Origin of the sequence: Hymenobacter psoromatis (assembly GCF_020012125.1) — a bacterium.
GTDB lineage: Bacteria > Bacteroidota > Bacteroidia > Cytophagales > Hymenobacteraceae > Hymenobacter > Hymenobacter psoromatis.
Genome location: NZ_JAIFAG010000001.1, coordinates 1,943,931 through 1,966,630, shown reverse-complemented (window position 1 = coordinate 1,966,630; position 22,700 = coordinate 1,943,931). Strand labels below are relative to the sequence as shown.

Here is a 22,700-nt window from a genome sequence, read left to right as displayed (position 1 = left end):
TGCCGAAGCTGGGAGCGGCTTGGGATAGCTGTGGGGCGGGCCGCGTGGGTGTACGAAAAAAATCTAGGGTAGCGTATAGTTGAGGCCTGGACCGCTGCCGTGCCGCGCAATTAGTCCCCGCTCTACCAAAATGGCGAGTATTTTTTTAACCGTAGGGGCAGGAATGGCCAGGCGTTTGGCAATAACCCCCGACCGGCAGCCGGGGTTATTTTCAATAAATAGTAGAATGGCCTTTTCGCGGGGCAGTAGTTGGCTTTCCGCACCGTCGGCCGTCAGCTTCTGCAATAATTGCTGTTGCACGTTGCCCAAAGCACTGAAAAAGAAGGTGAGCCACGACGAAACATTCTCGCCCGGCCGTTGCGACTGGCACCGCTGCAACTCGCGGTAGTACTCGGTTTTGCGGCTCTCTATCTCGTGCTCCAGGCTCACGTACTGAATCCAGACGTAGCCTTGTTTCAGCAGGAGCAGGGTGGCCAGCAGGCGACTCAGCCGCCCGTTGCCGTCCTGAAACGGGTGGATGCTCAGAAACTCGTAGCAGAACAGGGCGCATTTCACCAGCGGGTGCGTGGCTGCGTCCTGCGCATACCAGGCCAGCAGCGCCCGCATGGCATCCTCGGTGGCGATGCCCGGCGCGGTGGTGGCAAACACCAGCCGCTTGGTGCCATCGGGCAGGCTGGCCTCTACGGAGTTGGGGTGCTGCTTGTAGTTGCCCCGGTGCCACTCGTCCTTGCGGCTGAAACGCAGCAATTGGCTGTGCAGCCCTTTCAGGCTGTTTTCGGTGAGGTCAATGTCGGCGTAGGCGTCCGCAATCAAGTCCAGGGCCTGAAAATAGCCTACTACTTCCTGCGAGTCCCGGTCTTCCAGCTTGGTAATGTTGGTGTTGCGCAGCAGCACGTCCACCTCTGCGTCGCTCATGCGCGAGCCCTCAATGCGCGTCGAAGCGCCCACGCTCCGCACCGTGGCAATGGCCTTGAGCTGCTTCAGGCTCTGGCCCTCGCGCCGCTCAATGGCCGTCCACGAGGCATCGAACCTATCGAGCTTGCTCACCGCCGCCAGCAACCCCCAATCCAGCGTGACCGCCACCGTGTGTACCTGCGTTTCCATGCCGCAAAAGTACGCGCCGCCCGCCGCCCCAGATACGGTACGATACGATAGGAGCTAGTAGCGATACGATATAACGGCGCTTGCCTCGCCTGCCCCTAGGGCCCCCGCCGCCGCTTGCCGTGGCGGGAGGAGCATTTTAAAAGCATGTCCCTTTATTAGTTCGCATAATGCGAACTTTTGAATTAACTTTGGCGTATCAATTATGAAAGTTCACCTTATCAAACGGCAAACCGTCGAAGACTATGCGGCCCGCCACGCCCGCAGCCGCAGTTACTTCGCGCTGTGGCTGGCTGCAGTGAAATACGCCGACTGGAACACGCCCGCCGACATCCAGCAAACCTTCGGCGCGGCCGATTTACTGGGCAATGGCACCAGCCGCGTAGTATTTGATATTGGTGGAAATAATTATCGGCTCATTGCCAGCTATGCCTTTGGGCAGCACCAGGTTCATTTGTTCGTGTGCTGGCTCGGCACCCACGCCGAATACGATAAACTTTGCGCTAAAAATCAGCAGTACACCGTTACCCTATACTGATGCGGATTATGGAAACCCTGAAATACACCGTCATTAAGGACGCCCAGCAATACGAAGCGTATTGCACCCAGCTCGAACAGCTCGTTATCGCGCCCCAGCTCACGGCCGCCGCGCTGGACGAAATCGACCTGCTCACGCTGCTCGTCGAAACCTGGGACCAGACACACGCCACCCTGTCCGAAGCCGACCCCATTGAGCTGCTGCGCTCCCTCATGGCCGGCCGCCAGCTGCTAGCCAAGGACCTGGTAGCCGCCCTGGGCCTGAGTAAAGGCGCAGTATCGGATATCCTCAGCCGCCGCCGGGGCCTGTCTAAAGAAGTAATCCGCCGCCTCGCCAGCTACTTCCACGTTTCGCAGGAAGCCTTCAACCGGCCCTACGAGTTGGCCGCTCCCGCCGCCACGCTACCCCGCAACGCGCGGCTGGTGCATAAAGGCAGCGCAAAAGGAGCGTTGGCCCGTGATACGATTTGATACGATTATATCCGATACTGATACGATAGTAAAAGCTCCCACCCGCCCCCAGGGCCCCCGCCGCCGCTTGCCGTGGCAGGGGCCCTGAGAGTTACAGCGCTGTAAATCAGTATTTGATGGAAAACTCCAGATGCCCGCCCAGCCCATCGGCAATGATGCGCTGCAACGTGGAGAGCCGCACGTCCTTCAAGTCGTTTTCCAGCTTGGAGATGTAGGCCTTATCCGTGCCGGACAATTCGGCCAGCTGCGCCTGCGTCAGCCCTTTGGCCCGGCGGGCCTGCTGGAGCATCATCCCCAGCTTAAACGTCTCGTAGCCAGCCTCAAATTCCTCGCGCGGCTTGGTGCCGGTAGCGCCGTGCTCCTGCTCGATGAACTGGTCGAGGCTAGTTAGGTTTTCGTTGGCTTGCATAGTATTCGGCTTTGACTTGGTGGGCTTTGGCTAACTCAGCTGGCGGGGTTTTCTGCGTTTTCTTGGTGAAGCCGTGGCCGACTACCACCAGGTTGCCCGCATCGAAGAAGCAGAAGATGCTTCAGCTATCGCTCCCAACCTGCACCCTGATTTCATACAGGCCATCGGTGCCGGTCAGGTGTTTGAAATACAGCTCTGGAATCTGGTCCAGGTCCTCCACTACGCGTAGCGTCCACAGAATCTTCTTCTTGACCTTCTCGCTCTGGCTGGCATAGAAGTCCCGGAAATAGCTTTTGAAGAAAAACAGCTCGCGCTTTTTGGCCATCGGGCAAAAGTAAGCCCGGTTGTCCAATCAGACAACCGGGTTTCTCGGTGGTTTGTTCCCCGCCCGCCCCCAGGGCCCCCGCCGCCGCTTGGTGTGGCGGGGGAGGTAGTTAGATGACAGGCACAAATCCAACACGGTTGAATGATTCACGCCACCCGTACTTTTAGACTAGTGTAAAGTGTTGAAATGTTTCAGTGGTATTTGTGCCAAAATGTTTTACAGTCCCAACTTGTAGCCTTTTGAATTCTCCAGAAGTAATTCCGGCAATTAATTGACTTTCAAAAACGTTGATATGGCCATTTAGCCGCCTTACATCCTTGCCAAGGTATTTTGCTAAAGGAAGGTCATCCCCAGATTTGAATAATTTCAAATTTTTGAGTAGCAAGTCTTCAAAATCATCTTGAGTATTTATAAATGTATTCAAAACCGGCTTTGCATGATGGTCTATAATATAGAGATTGCTGAGTAAGTGCTCGATTATCTCTAATAAGACGTGCAACGCTTTCTCTTTAGGAACTGACATGTCATGGACAGAATCGTTGCCCATAAATCGAACGGTATGAAGACGTTCAGATTCTTTGTCTGTAATAAATCTATTGCGTGCCAAGCTGTTTATCTTAGCTGCTAAATCTCTGCCAGTTATATTCTTGTCAAGGCAAATAGCTTCAACTACTGCGCGAAACCCTACACCAGCCAGGAGGTGACAATTTGCTTTTAGGGCATTAATTGTTTCGTCATACACCGTTTTTATCTGCGGTGGAAGCAAATAGGTTTCGCTTATGGTTCTGTGATTCTGAAGTGGATTAGGATACAGATAGGTAGTGATTTCGTGGGTCCAGTTATCGAATTCATCGGGATATGAAGATTCGTAGTCATGATTCTCCTGCCTAAATGAAACATGCTCACAACCCATGCACTGAACTGTTATGTATTTGGTCGCATAATTATAATCAGGGTCGTCACCGCTTTGAGTTTTGGCAAAGAGAACTTCATGGTTTGTCGTATTTTGATAATTACCGCAGTAGTTTTTGATTTTTTTTGCTTCAGTGCTCATGGGTTGAATGTGGTCTTGCGAAAGGACTGTTGTTAGCGGGTGAATTGATAAAGAATAAGCCTACATATTTCGCCGATACTGCCCGCCGACCTCAAACAGCGCGTTCGTAATCTGGCCGAGCGAGCAATATTTCACCGTTTCCATTAGCTCGTCAAACAGATTGCCGTTGGCGACGGCGATTTGCTGGAGCTGCTGGAGGCGGGCCGGGGTTTCGGCGGCGTTGCGCTGGTGCAGCAGGCTACGACGTAATGCGGGGTAGGGGTAGAAAGTATCCTTTGATGCAGTCGAGGTTGCGGACGCAGATTTGAATGTGGTTCTTTTCGCGGAAGCCAGCGGTGGGATAAATCTCTTTGCCTTCCCAGAATACCCCACGCACCGAGTCAAATTCAGGTAGCATTTCCTTGCGTAGCGAATTGTGCAATGCCTCAATTACCGCACAATCTAAGTCTCGTTGCAGCAAATCACTCGTCTTGCCTTTGTTTACCGGAATGCCTATTTCCGCGTCGGCCGAGGTAGCTTGCAGCAGCTCGTAACCATCCTTCAGGAAGACCAGGTTTTTGTAGTCAAGCAAGTCCAGGCAATTGCCCAAATCCAGTATCACACCTACGACGGCGGGCTGGGTAATATGGCTATTGAGCTTGCCACTCAGTTCTATTGCCCAATCCAGCGCTCTACTAGGGCTATTATCCCAGAAATATATTCCGTGCCCTAACCAATCGTGTTTGTTGTCACGGGGTTTTAACTCGGCCTGGCCATTGATTACGGCATTAACGACTGATTGGTCAGTACCGTGAAAGCCCAGTGCTAAGCCGGTCCTCGCGGTATACATAGGTTCTGGTAAGATTCGGTTAGTTTGCCTTCGGGCGTGATGATGCCGGTTTCAACTAAGAACTTTTTAGAAGCCTCTTTGTCGCCAGCCAGGCGTTCGCGGAATTTGCGCAACTTTTCCAGCGTCCGTTCGATTTCTTTGTCGCTCATGGCTGCAAAATGTTAATGGTTAGTGCTGAGTCAGCTAATGTACTGCCAGTCCGTCAAATCAGTTCAAACCGCGCCCTACATATTGCGCCGATACTGCCCGCCGACCTCAAACAGCGCGTTCAGACTCTGCCCAAAGCAACTGAAGTTTATTCCAAGCCTCAGCGCCTAATGCTGCAATACGAATCCAGTCAGGGTCATTCAAGATTGCGGCATCGTTGTAATCATCATTCAACGGTGCAGAATACTTGTCAAGAGCATTATGCCATTCACTTAAAATTGCCACTTCTTGTTTACTTACCCATTTATCCTGGATGAGTAGTTTGTAATCTGAACCAAAAATTAAATCATCGAAATAGCAGCACATAAACTCCACATACGTGTAGTGTACGCTAGGTTTTGCTGCATCCATCCACGTCTTGCGTTGGTATTCGATGGAAGTTAGTTCTTCAATTGAAGACTTCCATCGAACCCTCCACATTTCTCGCAATTCCTCATCAGAAACAGAATCTGATGATGTTGAAGAATCTTCGGCGGCCATAGGAATTACATATTCCTTCTATACTGCCCACCGACCTCAAACAGCGCGTTGGTAATCTGGCCCAGCGAGCAATATTTCACCGTTTCCATTAGCTCGTCAAACAGATTGCCGTTGGCGACGGCGATTTGCTGGAGCTGCTGGAGGCGCGCCGGGGTTTCGGCGGCGTTGCGCTGGTGCAGGGCTTCGAGCATCGTAATCTGGTACTGCTTTTCCTCCTCCGTGGCGCGGATGACCTCGGCCGGCACCACCGTGGGCGAGCCAGTGGACGAGAGGAAGGTGTTGACTCCTATTATGGGGTACTCGCCGGTGTGCTTCAGCATCTCGTAGTGCATGCTTTCCTCCTGGATTTTGCCGCGCTGGTACATGGTTTCCATGGCCCCGAGCACGCCGCCGCGCTCCGTGATGCGGTCAAATTCGAGCAGCACCGCCTCTTCCACTAGGTCGGTCAGCTCCTCGATGATGAAGGAGCCTTGCAGCGGATTTTCGTTTTTGGCCAGGCCCAGCTCGCGGTTGATGATGAGCTGAATGGCCATGGCCCGGCGCACGCTCTCCTCGGTGGGGGTAGTGATGGCTTCGTCGTAGGCGTTAGTATGCAGGGAGTTACAGTTGTCGTAGATGGCGTAGAGGGCCTGCAACGTGGTACGGATGTCGTTGAAGTCGATTTCCTGGGCGTGCAGGCTGCGGCCGCTGGTCTGGATGTGGTACTTCAGCATCTGGCTGCGAGCGTCGGCGCCGTACTTCAGCTTCATGGCCTTGGCCCAGATGCGGCGCGCTACCCGCCCAATGACGGCGTACTCGGGGTCGATGCCGTTGGAGAAGAAGAAGCTCAGGTTGGGCGCGAAGTCGTTGACGCTCATGCCGCGGCTCACGTAGTATTCCACAAACGTGAAGCCGTTGCTGAGCGTGAGGGCCAACTGGGTAATCGGGTTGGCCCCCGCCTCGGCAATGTGGTAGCCCGAGATGCTGACGGAGTAGAAATTACGCACCTTCTCGGTGATAAAAAACTGCTGCACGTCGCCCATCAGGCGCAGGGCAAACTCGGTGCTGAAGATGCAGGTGTTCTGGGCCTGGTCTTCCTTGAGAATGTCGGCTTGCACGGTGCCGCGCACCTGCGTCAGGGTTTTGGCCTTGATGGTGGCGTACACATCGGGGGGTAGCACCTGGTCGCCGGTCACGCCGAGCAGGCGCAAACCCAGGCCGTCGTTGCCGGCCGGCAGCTCGCCCTGGTAGCGGGGGCGGGGCTGGCCCAGCGCCGCATAGATGCTGTCAATTTTGGCCTCTACTTCCTCAGTAAGGCCGTTTTCGGCGATGTACTTCTCGCAGTTCTGGTCGATGGCCGCGTTCATAAAAAACGCCGCCAGCGTGGCCGCTGGGCCGTTTATCGTCATCGAAACCGAGGTGGTCGGGGCGCTCAAATCGAAGCCCGAATACAGCTTCTTGGCATCGTCGAGGCAGGCGATGCTCACGCCCGCGTTGCCGATTTTGCCGTAGATGTCGGGCCGGTGGTCGGGGTCCTCACCGTAGAGCGTCACCGAGTCGAAGGCCGTGCTCAGGCGCTTGGCCGGCAGGCCCATGCTCACGTAGTGGAAGCGGCGGTTGGTGCGCTCGGGGCCCCCTTCGCCGGCAAACATGCGGGTAGGGTCTTCGCCCTCGCGCTTGAACGGGAACACGCCCGCCGTGTAGGGGAATTCGCCGGGGAAATTCTCCTGCATCGCCCAGCGCAGGCGGTCGCCCCAGCCGGTGTAGCGTGGCACCGATACCTTAGGTATCATGTTGCCCGACAATGACTTAGTGTGCGTCTTTACCCGAATTTCCTTGCCCCGCACCGAATACACGTACTCGGGGTTGCGGTAGTTTTGCAGGGTGTCTTCCCAGTTTTCCAGAATGGCCTGGCTGTCGGCATCGAGCCGGCGCAGCTGGGTTTGCTTGTTCTTGGTGAACTCCTCGATGGTGCCGGCCGGGCTGTTTTTATCGGCCCCGTAGTGCTCCTCCAGCTTGGCAAACGCGCCGGCCACCTCCGCGATGTGGGCCTGCTCGCGCACGCGCTGGTCGTAGGCGCGGTTGGTTTCGGCAATTTCGGAGAGGTAGCGCGTGCGGTTCGGCGGGATGATGTAAATCTTCTCCGAGTCCGAGGTGCTGGTTTCCAGGTGCGAGGCGAAGGTGGCGCCGGTCTTGGTTTCCAGCATCTGGAGCACCGCCCGGTACAGCCGGTTCATGCCGGGGTCGTTGAACTGCGAGGCGATGGTGCCGAACACCGGCATCGTGTCGGTGGGCGAGTCCCAGCGGTTGTGGTTGCGCTGGTACTGCTTGCGCACGTCGCGCAGCGCATCCAGGGCCCCGCGCTTGTCGAATTTATTCAGGGCAATAACGTCGGCAAAATCGAGCATGTCGATTTTTTCCAGCTGCGTGGCCGCGCCGTACTCGGGCGTCATCACGTAGAGGCTGGCGTCGGAGTGCTCGATAATCTCGGTATCACTCTGGCCGATACCGCTGGTTTCCAGAATTATAAGGTCGTAGTTGGCGGCCTTCACCACATCCACGGCGTCCTGCACGTACTTGCTGAGGGCCAGGTTGCTCTGGCGCGTGGCCAGGCTGCGCATGTACACCCGCGGCGAGTTGATGGCGTTCATCCGAATGCGGTCGCCGAGCAGGGCCCCACCGGTCTTGCGCTTGCTGGGGTCCACCGAAATAATGGCGATGGTCTTGTCGGGAAAGTCCATCAAAAAGCGCCGCACCAGCTCGTCTACAAGCGAAGACTTGCCCGCGCCGCCCGTGCCGGTAATACCGAGTATCGGTGCCTGGTGCCTGGTGCTTAGTACTTGATTCTGGGCGTTTTCACTAAGCTGAAATTCAGAAATCAAGTCGCCTTTCACCCGCTCAAACTCCTCCGGGAAATTCTCTGCCGCCGAAATCAGCCGGCCAATGCTGCGGGCATCTTTCTCCTTTACGTGGCCCGCTTCCCCATTCAAATGCTGTCCCGTCGGGAAGTCCGCCTGCTCCAGCAGGTGGTTAATCATGCCCTGCAAACCCATCGCGCGGCCATCATCGGGCGAGTAGATGCGGGTAATGCCGTAGGCCATCAGGTCGGCAATCTCGGTGGGCAGAATCACGCCGCCACCGCCGCCGAAGAGCTTGATGTGGCCCGCACCGCGCTCCTTCAGCAAATCGTGCATGTACTTGAAGTACTCGTTGTGCCCGCCCTGGTAGCTGGTGATGGCAATGGCCTGCGCATCTTCCTGAATGGCGCAGTCCACGATTTCCTGCACCGAGCGGTTGTGCCCCAGGTGAATCACCTCCGCGCCGCTGCTCTGGATGATGCGGCGCATGATGTTAATGGCCGCGTCGTGCCCGTCAAATAGCGCGGCGGCCGTAACGATGCGCACGTGGTTCTTAGGCTTATAAGGAGCAACGGGGGCGGGATGCATGGGGGAGGGGGTAGGGCGAGGGTGGAACGTGGCCGCAAGCGTTACTTTAGAAACCTGCGGCGGCGCTTTTAGTGTGGCAAAGGTACAAAAAAGCCCCAGCGAGGTTGGCCGGGGTGGGTAGGGAAATTGACTAACAGTATTCGGACTGTAAGTAGTCCAGAAACTCCGTCCACGTCCGCCCAACTATAATTGGTGTTTCTTCATCATGTCCGATATAAGGCGTTAGAACAAAATTGCCGCTAGCTTTCCCGATGGCAAAAGCCTCGCCGCCACCGTCCGAGCCGATTAGAAAATAGCCGGGATAGAATTCAGCAGCTTCGTGAGCGGAGTTGAATTGTAGTAATTCATCCGCTTCAATCAAATTAAGCACCGCCGAATTCGTAAGTACTTTCAGTAGCAAATAGATAGGCCAGGTATTCCTTGGGAGGAATAAAGTCAAGCGTATCTAAAAATTCTTGTTGATGTTGTGTAAGCATAGGAGTAATAAAGGATTATCTCAATTTTCGCAAATCTAGCCGAAACCCCGCCAGCACATCCTCGCCCGAAAGCTCCCGGTCGAAGCCCGGCACCGTTTCGTACCCGGCTTGCCCGGCGCGGAAGAGGTAGGCCGTTTCATCGTCGCAGAAAAGCAGCCAGCCCAGCGCGGCTCCGTTCGCCCGGTACTCTTCCATCTTCGCCAGCAGCACGTTTAGCAAGTCCGTTTTGGAACGCAGCTCCACCACGAACGGTGGGTAGAGGCGCGCAAATTTCTCCCGTTGCTCCGGGCTCAGCGCCTGCCACTGCGCGGCCGGCACCCAGGAAACATCAGGTGCGCGCACGGCCCCGTTGGGCAACGTGAAGCCGGCATTGGAATCGAAGACAAAGCCAGGCTCGCCGTTCGTGCTCCACCAATTGTAGAGCTGCCCGATGAGGCTGGCATTGCGCCGGCCGGTAATGGTAAACGTTGGTGCCATAAGTAGAATTTCCCGTTGCGCGTTGCGCTCGATGCGCCATTTGCGGTGTTGCTGGCAGAAGTCGAAAAACTCGGCTTCGCTCATCCGGCTCATGTAGGGGTTATCCAGAACCAAGGGTTCATCAGCAAAGAGCGCGTTTATGGCAAGGAGAGGGGGTAGGGTAGCAAGATACGAAAAACGTCCCGGCGGGGCAGCCGGGACGTTTTTCTGAGATGGCTGCGGCGGGTGGGCTACTTGCCCGCTACCGCCTGCACGCCCGCCTCGGCTACGGTGTGGTCGTCTTCCACGGTGCTGCCCGATACGCCGATGGCCCCAATAACGGTGCCGCTGCCATCTTTAATGGGTAGGCCGCCGGGGAAGGAGATGAGGCCGCCATTGGAATGCTCAATGCCGAAGAGTGGGCCGCCGGGCTGCGAAAGGCCCCCGATGGCCCCGGTGGGCATGTCGAAGTAGCGGGCGGTCTTGGCCTTTTTGAGGGCAATATCGAGCGAGCCGAGCCAGGCATCGTCCATGCGGGCAAAGGCCGTGAGGTTGGCCCCGGCATCGACGATGGCAATATTCATGTTGACGCCCATTGCCTGGGCTTTTTGCTGCGCAGCCTGCACGGCGGCCTGGGCTTGCTGAAGGGTGATACCCATGAGGATAAGAGGGGGTAGGGGGGTAGGGAAAAATGATTCTTCTGGCTAAACGCCGTCGCGGCCCAGAAGTTAGCCCGCCTACCGAAAGTGCACCCCGCTGCCCAGCGCCAGCCGCCAGGCTAGTAGGCCCAGTCCGGCCAGGCCCACCAGGCCCCAGGCTACGTGGGTGGGGTAGGGCAGAGCTTCTTTTTCGTTGAAAAACTCCTGCTGGCAGCCAATGGCCAGCGGTACCAGCAGCAGCAGCATGGTAGCGTAGTGCAGGGCCTCGTTCAAGCCCAGGTGCGGCAGCTTGCTGAAGGCCAGCAGCAGCGAGCCCACCAGCCACGGCCCCGCAATGGTGTACACCACCAGCTGCGGCCGCCGCTCAAACTGCAAAATGGTGTGCGAGTCCTGAGCCAGCAAAAACGGCACGGCCGCTAGAAAGCCCAGCGCCACCTGCCCCAGGCCAAAAAGCAGCCCCAGGGCCATGCTGGGCCAGGTGCCGCCCGCCGCCAGCAGCCAGTTGGGCACGAACCACGAGCCCGAGCGCGTCACCGTATCGGCCAGCAAGCCGCCGAGCACCGCGTTGGCGGCGTGGAAGACCAGCCACAGCAGCAGCAGCTTTACCAGGCCCCGGCGCTGCCGCCAGCCCCACCAAAACCAGCCGAAGGCCATTAGCCCTACCCCCAGTACCAGCGTCGGCCCCAGGCCGTATACGGCCAGCACCGTGTCGCGCCGCCAGCCGCTATCGGCCAGCAGGAAGCGCACGCCGCCCAGGTCCCAGACGCCCGGCACCAGCGCCCGCCGCGCCTCGGACACCTGCGTGGCCTGCCCGATAAAATTGACCACCAGCCAGGCCAGTAAATAGCAGGCTGTGGCGTTGAGCAAGAGCCGCGCGAACTTGCCGCGCGCCGAGGGGGTAGGGCCAGGTTCGGAGAGCTGCAAGGGGCGGGAGGTTAGGAGGAAAGCCAGCCTCAAACATACGCCCCGCCGCAAAAGGGCCGTATCTTCGCGTGGCTAAAAACCGCCCTCCGTTGAAGAATATAAGAAACTTTTGCATCATTGCCCATATTGACCACGGCAAAAGCACCCTGGCCGACCGGCTCCTGGAGTTCACGAGCACCGTGGCCAAGCGCGACATGCAGGCCCAGCTGCTCGACAACATGGACCTGGAGCGCGAGCGCGGCATCACCATCAAGAGCCACGCCATCCAGATGCAGTTTCCTTACAAGGGGGAAACCTACACGCTGAACCTGATTGACACCCCCGGCCACGTCGACTTCAGCTACGAAGTAAGCCGTAGCATTGCCGCCTGCGAAGGTGCGCTGCTGATTGTGGACGCTTCGCAAGGCATTGAGGCCCAAACGATTTCCAATCTCTACCTCGCCATTGGGGCCGACCTGGAAATCATTCCGGTGCTCAACAAAATCGACCTGCCGCACGCCATGCCGGAGGAGGTGACCGACGAAATTGTGGACCTGATTGGCTGCAAGCCGGAGGATATTATCCACGCCTCGGGCAAGGCCGGCATCGGGATTGAAGCTATTCTGAACGCCATTTGCGACCGCATTCCCGCGCCGAAGGGCGACCCGGCGGCCCCCTTGCAGGCACTGATTTTCGACTCGGTTTTCAATTCCTACCGGGGTATTGAGGTACTGTTTCGCATCAAGAACGGCACCATGAAGAAGGGCGATAAGCTGCGCTTCATGGCGACGGGCAAGGAGTACGGGGCCGATGAAATCGGCATCCTGGGCCTGCACCAGGAGCCGCGCCAGGAGATGAGCGCCGGCAACGTGGGCTACCTCATCTCGGGCATCAAGGAAGCCCGCGAGGTGAAGGTGGGCGACACCATCACGACCGTCGGCAACCCCACGGCTGACGCCATCCAGGGCTTCGCCGACGTGAAGCCGATGGTGTTCGCCGGCATCTACCCGGTGGATACGACCGAGTATGAGGAACTGCGCAGCAGCATGGAAAAGCTGCAGCTCAACGATGCCTCGCTGGTGTGGGAGCCCGAAACGTCGGTGGCGCTGGGCTTTGGCTTCCGCTGCGGCTTTCTGGGGATGCTGCACATGGAAATCGTGCAGGAGCGCCTGGAACGCGAGTTCAACATGACGGTCATCACCACCGTGCCGAGCGTGCAGTTCCACGCCATCGGCACCCGTGACCAGGAGCTGGTTATCAACGCGCCCTCCGAAATGCCGGAGCCGAACCTGATTAAGCTCATCGAGGAACCCTACATCAAAGCGCAGATTATCACCGCTTCGGATTACGTGGGGCCGATTATCACGCTTTGCATGGAGAAGCGCGGTATTATCAAAGGCCAGTCGTATCTGACTTCCGAGCGGGTGGAGATGAACTTTGAGCTGCCGCTGTCGGAAATCGTGTTCGACTTTTTTGACAAGCTCAAAACTATCAGCCGCGGCTACGCTTCGCTGGATTACGAGCTGATTGGCTACCGCGAGTCCGACATGGTGAAGCTCGACGTGATGCTCAACGGCGAGAAAGTGGACGCCCTTTCGGCCATCGTGCACCGCTCGAAGAGCTACGACTGGGGCCGCCGCCTCTGCGAAAAGCTGCGCGAATTGCTACCCCGCCAGATGTTCGACATCGCCATTCAGGCCAGCATCGGCCAGAAAATCATTGCCCGCGAAACCATCAAGGCCCTGCGCAAGAACGTGATTGCCAAGTGCTACGGCGGCGACATCTCGCGCAAGCGCAAGCTGCTCGAAAAACAGAAGGAAGGCAAGAAACGGATGCGCACCGTGGGCTCGGTCGAGATTCCGCAGGAAGCGTTTTTGGCGGTGCTCAAGATTGACTGATGCAAAAACGGCCGGCTTCCGCGAAGGAAGCCGGCCGTTTTTAATGATGTTAAGAACGCACCTAATAGGTAGCAGGTGGATTGCCAAGCGTATCCATAGCTGGAACAGTCGCATTCTTTGGATCGGGACCATATTGATTGGGTCCGCTAGTACCTTCGGTGCACACCAGAATAAGACTGTAAATAGGAATAAGAAGGTACCACCAATCTTTGTCAACGTCGTGCATCCGACGAACAGACACCGCAATACCCGGCACTAACAACGCCAAGCTGTAAATAACACCGATGAACGGGAAATGGATGAGCCGACCAACAAAGCCAAGTACAAGTGAGAAAATAATATTAAAGAGGAAGAATTGCCAGTACTCAGCTCGCCGGGACCGGCCGCTGAATTGCGCGTACTTGTTTTTCAACGTATCGAGAAAGTACTTCATGCTGTCATTCAGGGGTTTTTGGTGAAAAGAACGCGGGAAAGTTACGGGTTTATTACGAAAGCTGTTTCCTGAATGGTTGAGTTTTTATAAAAAAGTAGATGAAGCTGTTGCTTCCTTCTGATATAAGGCATAGGCTAGTCAGAGACTGGCATTCTTGCTTTGATTGTCATTCTTACTCATGCTGTCGTTTTCAAGCGTTTTTTCTCGTTGGCTCCTGTTCATTGGCGGGTGGCTTATCTGGCTGCTAGCAATTCAGGCCGGGCCGGTAGCGGCCGCGCCGCCTCGGCCCGCCGCCCGCGCCCGCCCTACCCCCCCCGTGCTCCCCGACTCGCTGGCCCAACTCATCGAGAAAGCCTACTTCACGCTGAGCCGCATCAACGGGGCGGCCCGCCGCAGCGTCGATACCCAGGACCTGAGCGAGGACCTGCCCCAGGTGGAGGAAAACCTCGAAACCATCCGCGATAATCTGGCCGAGTACGCCGACGTGGTGGACGTGAAGCAGCTCCAGATGTACCACGTGCTGCTGGCCGATATGCAGGAAAAACTCGGCGCGTGGCGCACTGCCCTGGCCGCCGGCAGCCAGCAGCTGCGCGCCACCCAGGCCCGGCTCGATACGCTGACCACCCAGCTGCGGCCCACCACCGCCCTACCCCCCGCCAACACGGCCATCGGCGGGGCCATCGGCCACCTGCGCACCAAGCAAGGCCGCGCCCAGGCCCTGCTGGTGCGCCGCCGCCACACGGTTACGGGCCTGCAAACGCGGGTGTCGGAGGCATTTATTCAGGGCCTGGAGCTGCAAGACGCCGTGCGCGAGCAGCTAGTGCGCTTCGGCCGGCTCAGCGACCAGGCCGAGCTGCCGCCGCTCTGGCAGCCCGGCCGCATCCAGACCAACGAGCAGGCGAGTGCCCTGGCCCGGCGCTCGTATGCCGCGCAGCGCTCGCTGATAGGCTACTACTTCCGTGAGCACTGGGATTACTGGGTGTGGATGGTGCTGCTGGCGGGCGGTTTTTTTGCCTGGGTGGCGGGCAATTTCCGGGCCCTGCGCCGGTCGGCCAGCGCGGGGGGGGTAGGGCCGGCCGCGCTGCCCGGGCCAGTGGCGCTGCCCGGCCACCGCCTGCACTATTTGCGGCCGGTGCCGGTGGCGGCGGCGCTGCTGGTGGTATTCAGCCTGGCCCCGTTCTTTGACTTGCAGCCGCCCGCCGCCTACACCGATTCGCTGCAATTGCTGCTGCTCACGGCGCTCACGGCGCTGGGCTGGCGCAGCTGGCCGCGGCCGCTGTTCTGGTACTGGGTAGGCATCGTGGCGGCGTTTTTCGTGCTCAATTTCGCCTATGCCCAGCGTGCGCCGGGGCTAAGCACGCGCTGGGCCATGCTGCTGCTCAATGCCGGCGCGGTGGTACTGGGCGGGCGTTTCTGGCGCTTTTTGGGGCATCACCGGCTGCTGGCTGGCTTCGTGCGGCCGGTGGCGCTACTCTTCGTGGGGCTGAATGCGTTGGCGCTAATCGCCACCGCCACCGGCCGCGTGAGCCTGGCCAAGCTGCTGACCACGGCGGCCATTTTCGGCCTCACCCAAGTGGTGGCGCTCGCCGCCTTCGTGCGCATCGTCACGGAGGCGTTTTACCTGCAAGTGCAGCGTAGCCGCGACGCGGACGGCCTGAGCGCCAGCCTCAGCTTCGGCAAGATGGAGCGCGGCCTGCGCCACGCGCTCACGGCCGTGGTGAGCGTGCTCTGGCTGATGCTCTTCACCGCCAACCTTAATTTATATAACCTCTTTTACCGCCTCATCGAGCGCCTGCTCACGACCCCGCACCGGCTGGGTAGCACCACGTTCACGGTGGGTAATATCTTGCTGTTTGTAAGCATCGTGTTCGCCACCATTCAGTTGCAGAAATACGTGGGCTACTTCTTCGGTGAAACGGAGGACGAGTTCAGCGTAGAGGCCGACCGCAAGGGCACCTGGATGGTGGCCATCCGGCTGGCGATTCTGGGGGTAGGGCTGTTTTTGGCCACGCTGGCCTCGGGTCTGCCGGTGGATAAAATCGCCATCGTGCTCGGCGCGCTGGGCGTAGGCATCGGCCTGGGCTTGCAGAATATTATCAACAACCTGGTGTCGGGCGTCATTCTCATCTTTGAGCGCCCGTTTCAGGTCGGCGACTTCATCGAGGTGAAGGGCCAGACGGGCCGCGTGAAGGATATCGGTATCCGGGCCAGCAAGCTCATCTCGCAGGCCGGCTCCGAGATTATCCTGCCCAACGGCGACCTACTCAGCAACTACGTCATCAACTGGACGCTCAGCAACAACCACATCCGCACCGAGCTGGCCCTCAACCTTGCCCCCGACATTGACCTCGATGAAGCCCGCCGCCACATCAGCGAGGAAATCCTGAGCAACCCCAACACGCTGCACAAAATCGCGCCCGAAATCCTGCTCAATAACGTCGCCACCACCGGCTACGACCTCAAAGTCCTGTTCTGGATAAACAACATCCGCCAGGAGCAAGCCCTGAAAAGCGAGCTGCTGGCCGGTATTTATCAGCGCCTCACGCGGGCCGGCATTGCTATGCGATGAATTAAAGATAGTTAAAGTAGAACGTCATGCGGAGCGTAGTCGAAGCATCTCTACCGCGTAAGTGACTAATGCCGTTGCAGAGAAGCGATAGAGATGCTTCGACTACGCTCCGCATGACCGTTCAGTGGTAATTGTTTAGCTTTAAAATAAGCTCAATTCTTCATTCCAAATTAAAAAAGATGCCCGCTCCGCACCTCATCGACGGCAAGCAAACCGCCGAAGACATCAAAGTTGAAATTGCCGCCGAAGTGGCGAAAATGACGGCCACCGGCCACCGGCCGCCGCACCTGGCCGCCGTGCTCGTGGGCCACGATGGCGGCTCCGAAACCTACGTGCGCAACAAGGTGCTGGCCTGCGAGCGCGTGGGCTATGCCAGCACCTTATTGCGCTTCGAAGACGACATCACCGAGGCTGAGCTGCTGGCCGTGGTGCGGCACCTCAACGACGACGACGGCATCGACGGCTTCATTGTGCAGCTGCCGCTGCCCCGGCACATCGACGCCGAAAAGGTCATCGAAGCCATCCGGCCCGAGAAGGACGTGGATGGTTTCCACCCTATGAACCTGGGCCGCATGGTGGCTGGCCTGCCCGCGCTGCTGCCCGCTACCCCCTCCGGCATCGTGGAGCTGCTGGCCCGGCAGGGCATTAAAACCAGTGGCCAGCACTGCGTAGTAATTGGCCGCTCCAACATTGTGGGCACGCCGGTTAGTATCTTGCTGGCTAAGAACTTGGAAACGGCCAACTGCACCGTCACTTTATGCCACTCGCGCACTAAAAATCTGCCTGAAATTGTGCGCCAGGCCGACATTATCGTAGCCGCCATCGGCCGCCCCGAGTTCGTGACGGCCGACATGGTAAAGCCCGGCGCGGTGGTCATCGACGTAGGTACGACCCGCGTCACGGATGCCAACAAGAAATCCGGTTACAGCCTGAAGGGCGACGTCAACTTTGCTGAAGTCGCGCCGTTGGCCTCGCGCATTACGCCCGTGCCGGGGGGGGTAGGGCCCATGACCATCGCCATGCTGCTGCTCAACACGCTGCGTGCCGCCAAGGGCGACGTGTACCCGAAGCTGTAGCGGGAGCTCTTGCGAGTTCGCGCGTGCGCAAGTCGTTCCACGTGCGGACTCGCAGAGTCCCCGCTACCCTTCGTAAATTTGAGCGACTGGAACCCCCGGTCGCGCCGCGGGCGTTGACATCGGTCGCGCCCTTTTTTTATTCGTTTATGTCTGCCGTATCTGATTTCCTCACCGCCCTACCCCTCGTCCATGCTCCAAAGGAGGTTTCGATGCTTCCGGTAATGGAGCAATTCTATACCATTCAGGGCGAAGGGTTTAATACGGGCCGGGCGGCCTACTTCATCCGCCTGGGCGGCTGCGACGTGGGCTGCGTGTGGTGCGATGTGAAGGAGTCGTGGGATGCCGACGCGCACCCCCGCCAACCCGTGGCCGACCTGGTGGCCGCTGCCAGCGCCTACCCCGGCCGCCACGTCGTCGTCACCGGCGGCGAGCCGCTGATGCACGACTGCCTACCCCTTACTAAAGCGCTGCAAGCGGCCGGCTTCCAGACCTGGATTGAAACCAGTGGCGCGCACCCACTCTCCGGCAATTGGGACTGGATTTGCGTGTCGCCCAAGAAGTTCAAGGCCCCGCGGCCCGACGTGCTGGCCCACGCCGACGAGCTGAAAATCATCGTCTTCAACGACAGCGACTTTGCCTGGGCCGAGGAGCACGCCGCGCTGGTGCCGCCCACCACGCGCCTCTACCTCCAGCCCGAGTGGAGCCGCGCCGCCCGCATGACGCCCGCCCTCATTGACTACGTGAAGGCTCATCCGCGCTGGCAGGTGTCCTTGCAAACCCATAAGTACCTCGACATTCCGTAGCCTGGCCGGTATTATGCCGGTAAAAGGTAGGAGATAACGACTAAAACCCCTGGTTTCAGCACGAAATCGGGGGTTTTGACTGTTAGGGCCTAGCTTTTGCCTGTTAATTTGCCCATCTGACGTTGGCGGCAGGCAACTGCCTTACTCCTTGGCCGCCAGGCAGTAGAATTCGCCCGCGTATCCGCTTATGTTGCCTAAATTCCTGCTTCCTGCCGCGTTGCTTTGCGTGCTGGCTGGCGCGCCCGCCCTGGCCCAGCAAGCGCCCGCGTCCGTCACCGACGGCAAAGCCCGTAGCCTCTATGAGAAGGCCCAGAGCCTGTTTTACCGCGACCGCCAACCCCAGCAGGCACTGCTGGTGTGGCAGCAGCTCACCGATAAGTTTCCCGACTACGGCGAGCCGTTTCTGCGCAAAGCTTCGCTGCTGACCATCCTCGGCGACCACCCCGGTGCGCTGCAAGCCTATCAGCTGGGCCTGGCCAAGCTGCCCGTGGAGCCCGCCCGCGCCAATGATTACCTCACCCTGGCCAAGCTGGCCGCCGAGGTCGGCGACTACGCCACCGTGCGCCAGGCGTATACCAACTACCTCAGCTTCAACCCGAACAACCCCAAGCAGGTGGCCGCGGCCAAGCTGCAGCTGCAAAACTGTGACTTCGCCGCCGAGGCGATGGCTCACCCCAACGGCCCGCTGCCCGAGCGCCTGCCCGCCCCACTCAACCAGCTGCGCGACCAATACTTCCCGGTGCTCACGGCCGATAACAAGTCGCTCATCTTCACGGTGCAGCGCAGCCCCGAGAAGTTTGGCCAGGAAAACGAGGACGTGTTCATCAGCACGGTGCTACCCGATGGCACGTTTGGCGCGCCGCAGTCCATCTCGCCCAACATCAACTCGCGCGAGAATGAGGGCACGGCTACCATCTCGGGCGATGGCAACACGCTGGTATTCACCAGTTGCGGCCGGCCGGGGGGGGTAGGCAATTGCGACCTATATATTTCGCGGCGGCGCGGCAAGGAATGGACCGCCCCGCGCAACCTCGGCCCGCTAGTCAATTCCAAAGCCTGGGACTCGCAGCCCTCGCTCTCGGCCGATGGACGCACGCTCTACTTTTCGTCGCAGCGCGGCGGCGGCCTCGGCGGCTACGACCTCTACGTAACTACTATCGGGCCTGATGGTAGCTGGACTGCCCCGCGCAACCTGGGTGCTCCCGTCAACACGCCCGGCGACGACCTGGCACCCTTTATCCACGCCAGCGGTACTACCCTCTATTATGCCACCAACGGCTTGGTGGGCCTGGGTAGCAGCGATATTTTTCGGGCCGAGCTGGACGACAAAGGCCAGTGGGGCACCCCGCGCAACCTGGGCTACCCCCTCAATACCTTCGCCAACGAGGCATCGCTCTTTATTTCGTCGGATAACAAGCGCGCCTACTACACCCGCGCCGAGCCGCCCCGCCCCGGCGAATCGCCCCGCATGGCCCCGCCCATTCTGCTCTACGGCAGCGAAGTGCCGGCCAGCGCCCGCGCCCGCGAAACCAGCACCTACGCCCAGGGCCGGGTGTTCGATGCCGTGACGAAGAAGCCCCTCAACGCGATGGTGCAGCTCTTCGACCTTGGCACCAATGCCCTCACCCAGCAGGTGTATTCGGATACCGAAACCGGCGAGTACACCGCCGTGCTCAACGAGGGCCGCGCCTACGCCATGTACGCCGCCGCACCTGGCTATCTACTTAAGAGTCTGAATTTTGACTACTCAGCCTCGCGTAGCTTCGACCCGCTTACCCTCGACATTTACCTCGAGCCCGCTAAAAGCGGCCGCAGCGCGGTGCTGAATAATCTGTTTTTTGATTCCAACCAGGCCGTGCTCAAGCCGCGCTCGCGCACTGAGCTGGACCGTCTCGTAGAGTTTCTGCGCCAGGATGCCAACCTGCGCGTGGAGGTGGCCGGCTACACCGACAACGTGGGCACGCCCGCCGCCAACCTCACGCTTTCGCAGCGCCGCGCTCAGGCTGTGCTGGCCTACCTCAGTGGCCACGGCGTGCCCGCCGCCCGCCTGCGCGCCAAGGGCTACGGCGCAACTAAGCCCCTGGCCGCCAACGACTCGGAAGCCCACCGGGCCGAAAACCGCCGCATCGAGCTGCGCATCTTGTAGCCTGCGGCCGTCTTTAATACTTCTATACTCCTTGGTAAAGGGCATCTCTTGCAGAGGTTTGCAAAGGAGCGCAGGAGTTCCGAACTTAAAGTAAGGCTTTAAGAACTGCGAAATTTAATAGGATTTTTCAAGCAAAATAAATAGCCCGCCTAAGCGCGGGCTTTTTTTATGGTCGAAGCTAAACTTTTTCTACTTTTCATAAGCGCTTGTGAATGAGGGGTAATTGAAATTAAAGTAAAATTCGTTAATTAAAAAAGTGCCAAACTCACTGGTTTTTGTGCAAAAAAAGAAAAGGGTGTAGGTTTGAAGCAGTTCCGGCAGCGACAGGGTGGTCCTGCGCCGGTTACCGGAACTGCCCAGCGCTTTTTCATTTCACCCCAAACCCTTTTTACCCATGAACTACCTGTTCGCCGCCGCTTGCTTTTCGGCCAGCCTCGCCCACGCTACCCCCGCCAAAACTCCCGGTGAGGACTACCCCAAGTCGGTGCAGGTGCGCGCCACCACGCTCACGCAGGCCCTGGCGCACCGCATTCACTTTAATGAGGGCCAGTACGTGCGTATCAAGCACCTGCACCTGCAGTTCCTGAACGAGCGCCGCGAACTGGAGCAGTCGCTGGCCGGTGCCCCGGCTGCCGACCGTGACGCCCAGCTGGCCGCCGCGCAGCTGCGCTATGAGCAGTCGCTCAGCGAGTTGCTGCAACCCGAGCAGCGCTTGGCCTACCAGCAGCTGCGGGCTAATTTTACGGCCCACCGCCTCTAGGTGGCTGGCTACGCTGCGTGCAGCCGCCCCGCCGCGGGTAGGGCGGCTGCGCCCAGGTAGTAAGTTTAGCGCATGAAAAAATTTGAGTACTACCTAGTGGAGGTGACCGACCACGCTACTAACCCGATTGATGCGGACGCGCTGACGGAAGAGCTGGATGCGCTGGGCCGCGAGGGTTGGGAAGTAGTGGCCGTGACTGACCGCGGTGGTAACTGGCGGTGGTGGAGCCGCGCCCATCTGCTACTCGTCACCCTCAAGCGGGAGCTGCCGGGGTAGGGTAGGGCCCAAAAAAAGGCAGCCCACCAAACGGCGGGCTGACCATAAAAAACTAAAAATTAAGAGCTTACTTGCGCGCGTCCATTGGCACGTAGTCGCGCTCGGTTTCGCCCACGTAAATCTGGCGGGGGCGGCCGATGGGCTCCTTGTTTTCGCGCATCTCTTTCCACTGCGCAATCCAGCCGGGGAGGCGGCCTAAGGCAAACATGACGGTAAACATCTCGGTGGGGATACCCAGCGCCTTGTAGATGATGCCCGAGTAGAAATCCACGTTCGGGTACAGCTTGCGCTCGATAAAATACTGGTCGGTGAGGGCGGCCTGCTCTAGCTCCTGCGCTATTTTCAGCAGTGGGCTGTCCTGCATTCCGAGAGCGCTAAGTACCTCATCAGCAGACTTTTTAATGATTTTAGCGCGCGGGTCGAAGTTCTTATATACCCGGTGGCCGAAGCCCATCAGGCGGAACGAGTCGTTCTTATCCTTGGCCTTGGCGATGAACTTGCTGGTGTCGCCGCCGTCGCGCTCAATGGCTTCGAGCATTTCAATAACCTCTTGGTTGGCCCCGCCGTGCAGCGGTCCCCACAGTGCGTTGATACCCGCCGACACCGAGCCGTAGAGGCTGGCATTGGCCGAGCCCACGAGGCGCACGGTGCTGGTAGAGCAGTTCTGCTCGTGGTCGGCGTGCAGAATCAGGAGCTTGTTCAGCGCGCTCACCACCAGCGGGTTGACTTCATACTTCTCGGTGGGGAAGCTAAACATCATGTACAGGAAGTTAGAGGCGTAGTCGAGGTCGTTGCGCGGGTAGTTGAGCGGGTGGCCCACCGAGTTTTTGTAGGTCCAGGCCGCGATGGTGCTCATCTTGGCAATCAGCCGCACGATGTTGAGGTCGGTATCAGCCGCGCTCAGGTTAGGGTTGATGCTTTCGGGGTAAAAGCCGGTGAGCGCGCAGGTGAGGCTGCTCAGGATGGCCATCGGGTGCGTGCTGCTCGGGAAGCCATCAAAAATCTTGCGCATATCCTCGTGCACCAGCGTGTGCTTGGTAATCTGGCCACTGAAGTCCGCCAGCTCCGCCGCGGTGGGCAAGTGGCCGTAAATCAGCAAATAAGCCACTTCCAGGAAGCTCGATTTCTCGGCCAGCTGCTCGATGGGGTAGCCCCGGTAGCGCAAAATGCCCTGCTCCCCATCGAGAAACGTGATGGCCGATTTGCAGGCTCCCGTGTTCTTGTAGCCGGGGTCGTAGGTAACGTAGCCGGTCTGGTCGCGCAGCTTGCCGATGTCAAAAGCTTTTTCGTGCTCGGTCCCTTCGGTGACGGGTAGGGAAAGGGCTGGGCCGCCCGCTAGCGTAAGTTCAGCAGTTTCTGCCATTGGTTGGGTAGGAAGAGGATGTAAAGTAGCCGCTTGTTGTGGGC

At 58.7% G+C, this 22,700-nt stretch carries 24 protein-coding genes; 9 read left to right on the top strand and 15 right to left on the bottom strand.

What is annotated here, in order from left to right:
- Positions 1–63: 63 nt before the first annotated feature.
- The gene (locus LC531_RS08440) at positions 64–1,104 is read right to left on the bottom strand and encodes a Fic family protein (protein WP_223649864.1); all 1,041 of its coding nucleotides are present in this window, start codon (positions 1,102–1,104) and stop codon (positions 64–66) included.
- A 202-nt stretch (positions 1,105–1,306) separates the two neighbouring features.
- Here LC531_RS08440 and LC531_RS08435 point away from each other — a divergent pair, with 202 nt between their 5' ends.
- On the top strand, positions 1,307–1,639 hold the full coding sequence (locus LC531_RS08435) for a type II toxin-antitoxin system HigB family toxin (RefSeq protein ID WP_223649863.1): 333 nt from the start codon (positions 1,307–1,309) through the stop codon (positions 1,637–1,639).
- An 8-nt stretch (positions 1,640–1,647) separates the two neighbouring features.
- Positions 1,648–2,109 carry a helix-turn-helix domain-containing protein gene (locus tag LC531_RS08430; RefSeq protein ID WP_223649862.1) on the top strand — a complete coding sequence of 154 codons (462 nt, stop codon included), beginning with the start codon at positions 1,648–1,650 and terminating at the stop codon, positions 2,107–2,109.
- 106 nt (positions 2,110–2,215) lie between these two features.
- On the opposite strand, the gene LC531_RS08425 is transcribed toward LC531_RS08430, so the two are convergent.
- The 12 genes from LC531_RS08425 to LC531_RS08370 form a co-directional block, all read right to left on the bottom strand.
- Positions 2,216–2,518 carry a helix-turn-helix domain-containing protein gene (locus LC531_RS08425; protein WP_223649861.1) on the bottom strand — a complete coding sequence of 101 codons (303 nt, stop codon included), beginning with the start codon at positions 2,516–2,518 and terminating at the stop codon, positions 2,216–2,218.
- On the bottom strand, positions 2,493–2,636 hold the full coding sequence (locus tag LC531_RS08420) for a type II toxin-antitoxin system RelE/ParE family toxin (RefSeq protein WP_223653898.1): 144 nt from the start codon (positions 2,634–2,636) through the stop codon (positions 2,493–2,495). The genes LC531_RS08425 and LC531_RS08420 overlap by 26 nt, the downstream gene beginning before the upstream one ends.
- 3 nt (positions 2,637–2,639) lie before the next feature.
- Positions 2,640–2,843, bottom strand: a complete 204-nt coding sequence (locus tag LC531_RS08415; RefSeq protein ID WP_223649860.1) for a type II toxin-antitoxin system RelE/ParE family toxin — start codon at positions 2,841–2,843, stop codon at positions 2,640–2,642.
- A 163-nt stretch (positions 2,844–3,006) separates the two neighbouring features.
- Positions 3,007–3,897, bottom strand: a complete 891-nt coding sequence (locus LC531_RS08410; protein WP_223649859.1) for a DUF4145 domain-containing protein — start codon at positions 3,895–3,897, stop codon at positions 3,007–3,009.
- Positions 3,898–4,135: 238 nt separating this feature from the next.
- Complete coding sequence (locus tag LC531_RS08405) at positions 4,136–4,498, bottom strand: hypothetical protein (RefSeq protein ID WP_223649858.1); 363 nt, start codon at positions 4,496–4,498, stop codon at positions 4,136–4,138.
- Positions 4,499–4,701: 203 nt separating this feature from the next.
- A complete protein-coding gene (locus LC531_RS08400; protein ID WP_223649857.1) occupies positions 4,702–4,875 on the bottom strand; it encodes a hypothetical protein in 174 nt (57 codons plus the stop codon).
- Positions 4,876–4,981: 106 nt separating this feature from the next.
- On the bottom strand, positions 4,982–5,413 hold the full coding sequence (locus tag LC531_RS08395) for a hypothetical protein (RefSeq protein WP_223649856.1): 432 nt from the start codon (positions 5,411–5,413) through the stop codon (positions 4,982–4,984).
- Between the two features lie 5 nt (positions 5,414–5,418).
- Positions 5,419–8,838 (bottom strand): methylmalonyl-CoA mutase family protein, encoded by a 3,420-nt coding sequence (locus LC531_RS08390; protein ID WP_223649855.1) that lies wholly within the window; start codon positions 8,836–8,838, stop codon positions 5,419–5,421.
- Positions 8,839–8,968: 130 nt separating this feature from the next.
- A complete protein-coding gene (locus LC531_RS08385; protein ID WP_223649854.1) occupies positions 8,969–9,277 on the bottom strand; it encodes a hypothetical protein in 309 nt (102 codons plus the stop codon).
- Between the two features lie 52 nt (positions 9,278–9,329).
- Complete coding sequence (locus tag LC531_RS08380) at positions 9,330–9,905, bottom strand: Uma2 family endonuclease (RefSeq protein WP_223649853.1); 576 nt, start codon at positions 9,903–9,905, stop codon at positions 9,330–9,332.
- Between the two features lie 116 nt (positions 9,906–10,021).
- Complete coding sequence (locus tag LC531_RS08375; RefSeq protein ID WP_223649852.1) at positions 10,022–10,429, bottom strand: GlcG/HbpS family heme-binding protein; 408 nt, start codon at positions 10,427–10,429, stop codon at positions 10,022–10,024.
- Between the two features lie 78 nt (positions 10,430–10,507).
- Entirely contained in the window at positions 10,508–11,353 is an 846-nt protein-coding gene (locus LC531_RS08370; RefSeq protein WP_223649851.1) for a hypothetical protein, read from the bottom strand.
- Positions 11,354–11,442: 89 nt separating this feature from the next.
- Here LC531_RS08370 and lepA point away from each other — a divergent pair, with 89 nt between their 5' ends.
- On the top strand, positions 11,443–13,230 hold the full coding sequence (gene lepA, locus LC531_RS08365) for a translation elongation factor 4 (protein ID WP_223649850.1): 1,788 nt from the start codon (positions 11,443–11,445) through the stop codon (positions 13,228–13,230).
- A 61-nt stretch (positions 13,231–13,291) separates the two neighbouring features.
- Here the strand turns inward: lepA and LC531_RS08360 are convergent, their stop codons facing one another.
- Entirely contained in the window at positions 13,292–13,663 is a 372-nt protein-coding gene (locus LC531_RS08360; protein WP_223649849.1) for a DUF805 domain-containing protein, read from the bottom strand.
- A gap of 178 nt (positions 13,664–13,841) precedes the next feature.
- On the opposite strand from LC531_RS08360, the gene LC531_RS08355 reads away from it, so the two are divergent.
- The 6 genes from LC531_RS08355 to LC531_RS08330 all read left to right on the top strand — a co-directional run bounded on the left by LC531_RS08355 (position 13,842) and on the right by LC531_RS08330 (position 21,293).
- Entirely contained in the window at positions 13,842–16,232 is a 2,391-nt protein-coding gene (locus tag LC531_RS08355; protein ID WP_223649848.1) for a mechanosensitive ion channel family protein, read from the top strand.
- A 179-nt stretch (positions 16,233–16,411) separates the two neighbouring features.
- A complete protein-coding gene (gene folD, locus LC531_RS08350) occupies positions 16,412–17,308 on the top strand; it encodes a bifunctional methylenetetrahydrofolate dehydrogenase/methenyltetrahydrofolate cyclohydrolase FolD (RefSeq protein ID WP_223649847.1) in 897 nt (298 codons plus the stop codon).
- Between the two features lie 221 nt (positions 17,309–17,529).
- Positions 17,530–18,111 (top strand): 7-carboxy-7-deazaguanine synthase QueE, encoded by a 582-nt coding sequence (locus tag LC531_RS08345; protein ID WP_223653896.1) that lies wholly within the window; start codon positions 17,530–17,532, stop codon positions 18,109–18,111.
- 187 nt (positions 18,112–18,298) lie between these two features.
- Positions 18,299–20,257, top strand: coding sequence for an OmpA family protein (locus LC531_RS08340; RefSeq protein ID WP_223649846.1), 1,959 nt, complete (start codon positions 18,299–18,301; stop codon positions 20,255–20,257).
- Between the two features lie 394 nt (positions 20,258–20,651).
- Positions 20,652–21,017, top strand: coding sequence for a hypothetical protein (locus LC531_RS08335; protein ID WP_223649845.1), 366 nt, complete (start codon positions 20,652–20,654; stop codon positions 21,015–21,017).
- Between the two features lie 72 nt (positions 21,018–21,089).
- Positions 21,090–21,293: a DUF4177 domain-containing protein gene (locus LC531_RS08330; RefSeq protein ID WP_223649844.1), complete on the top strand. Its 204-nt coding sequence runs from the start codon at positions 21,090–21,092 to the stop codon at positions 21,291–21,293.
- A 67-nt stretch (positions 21,294–21,360) separates the two neighbouring features.
- Here LC531_RS08330 and LC531_RS08325 read toward each other — a convergent pair whose 3' ends face one another.
- Positions 21,361–22,656: a citrate synthase gene (locus LC531_RS08325; protein ID WP_223649843.1), complete on the bottom strand. Its 1,296-nt coding sequence runs from the start codon at positions 22,654–22,656 to the stop codon at positions 21,361–21,363.
- Positions 22,657–22,700: the final 44 nt, after the last annotated feature.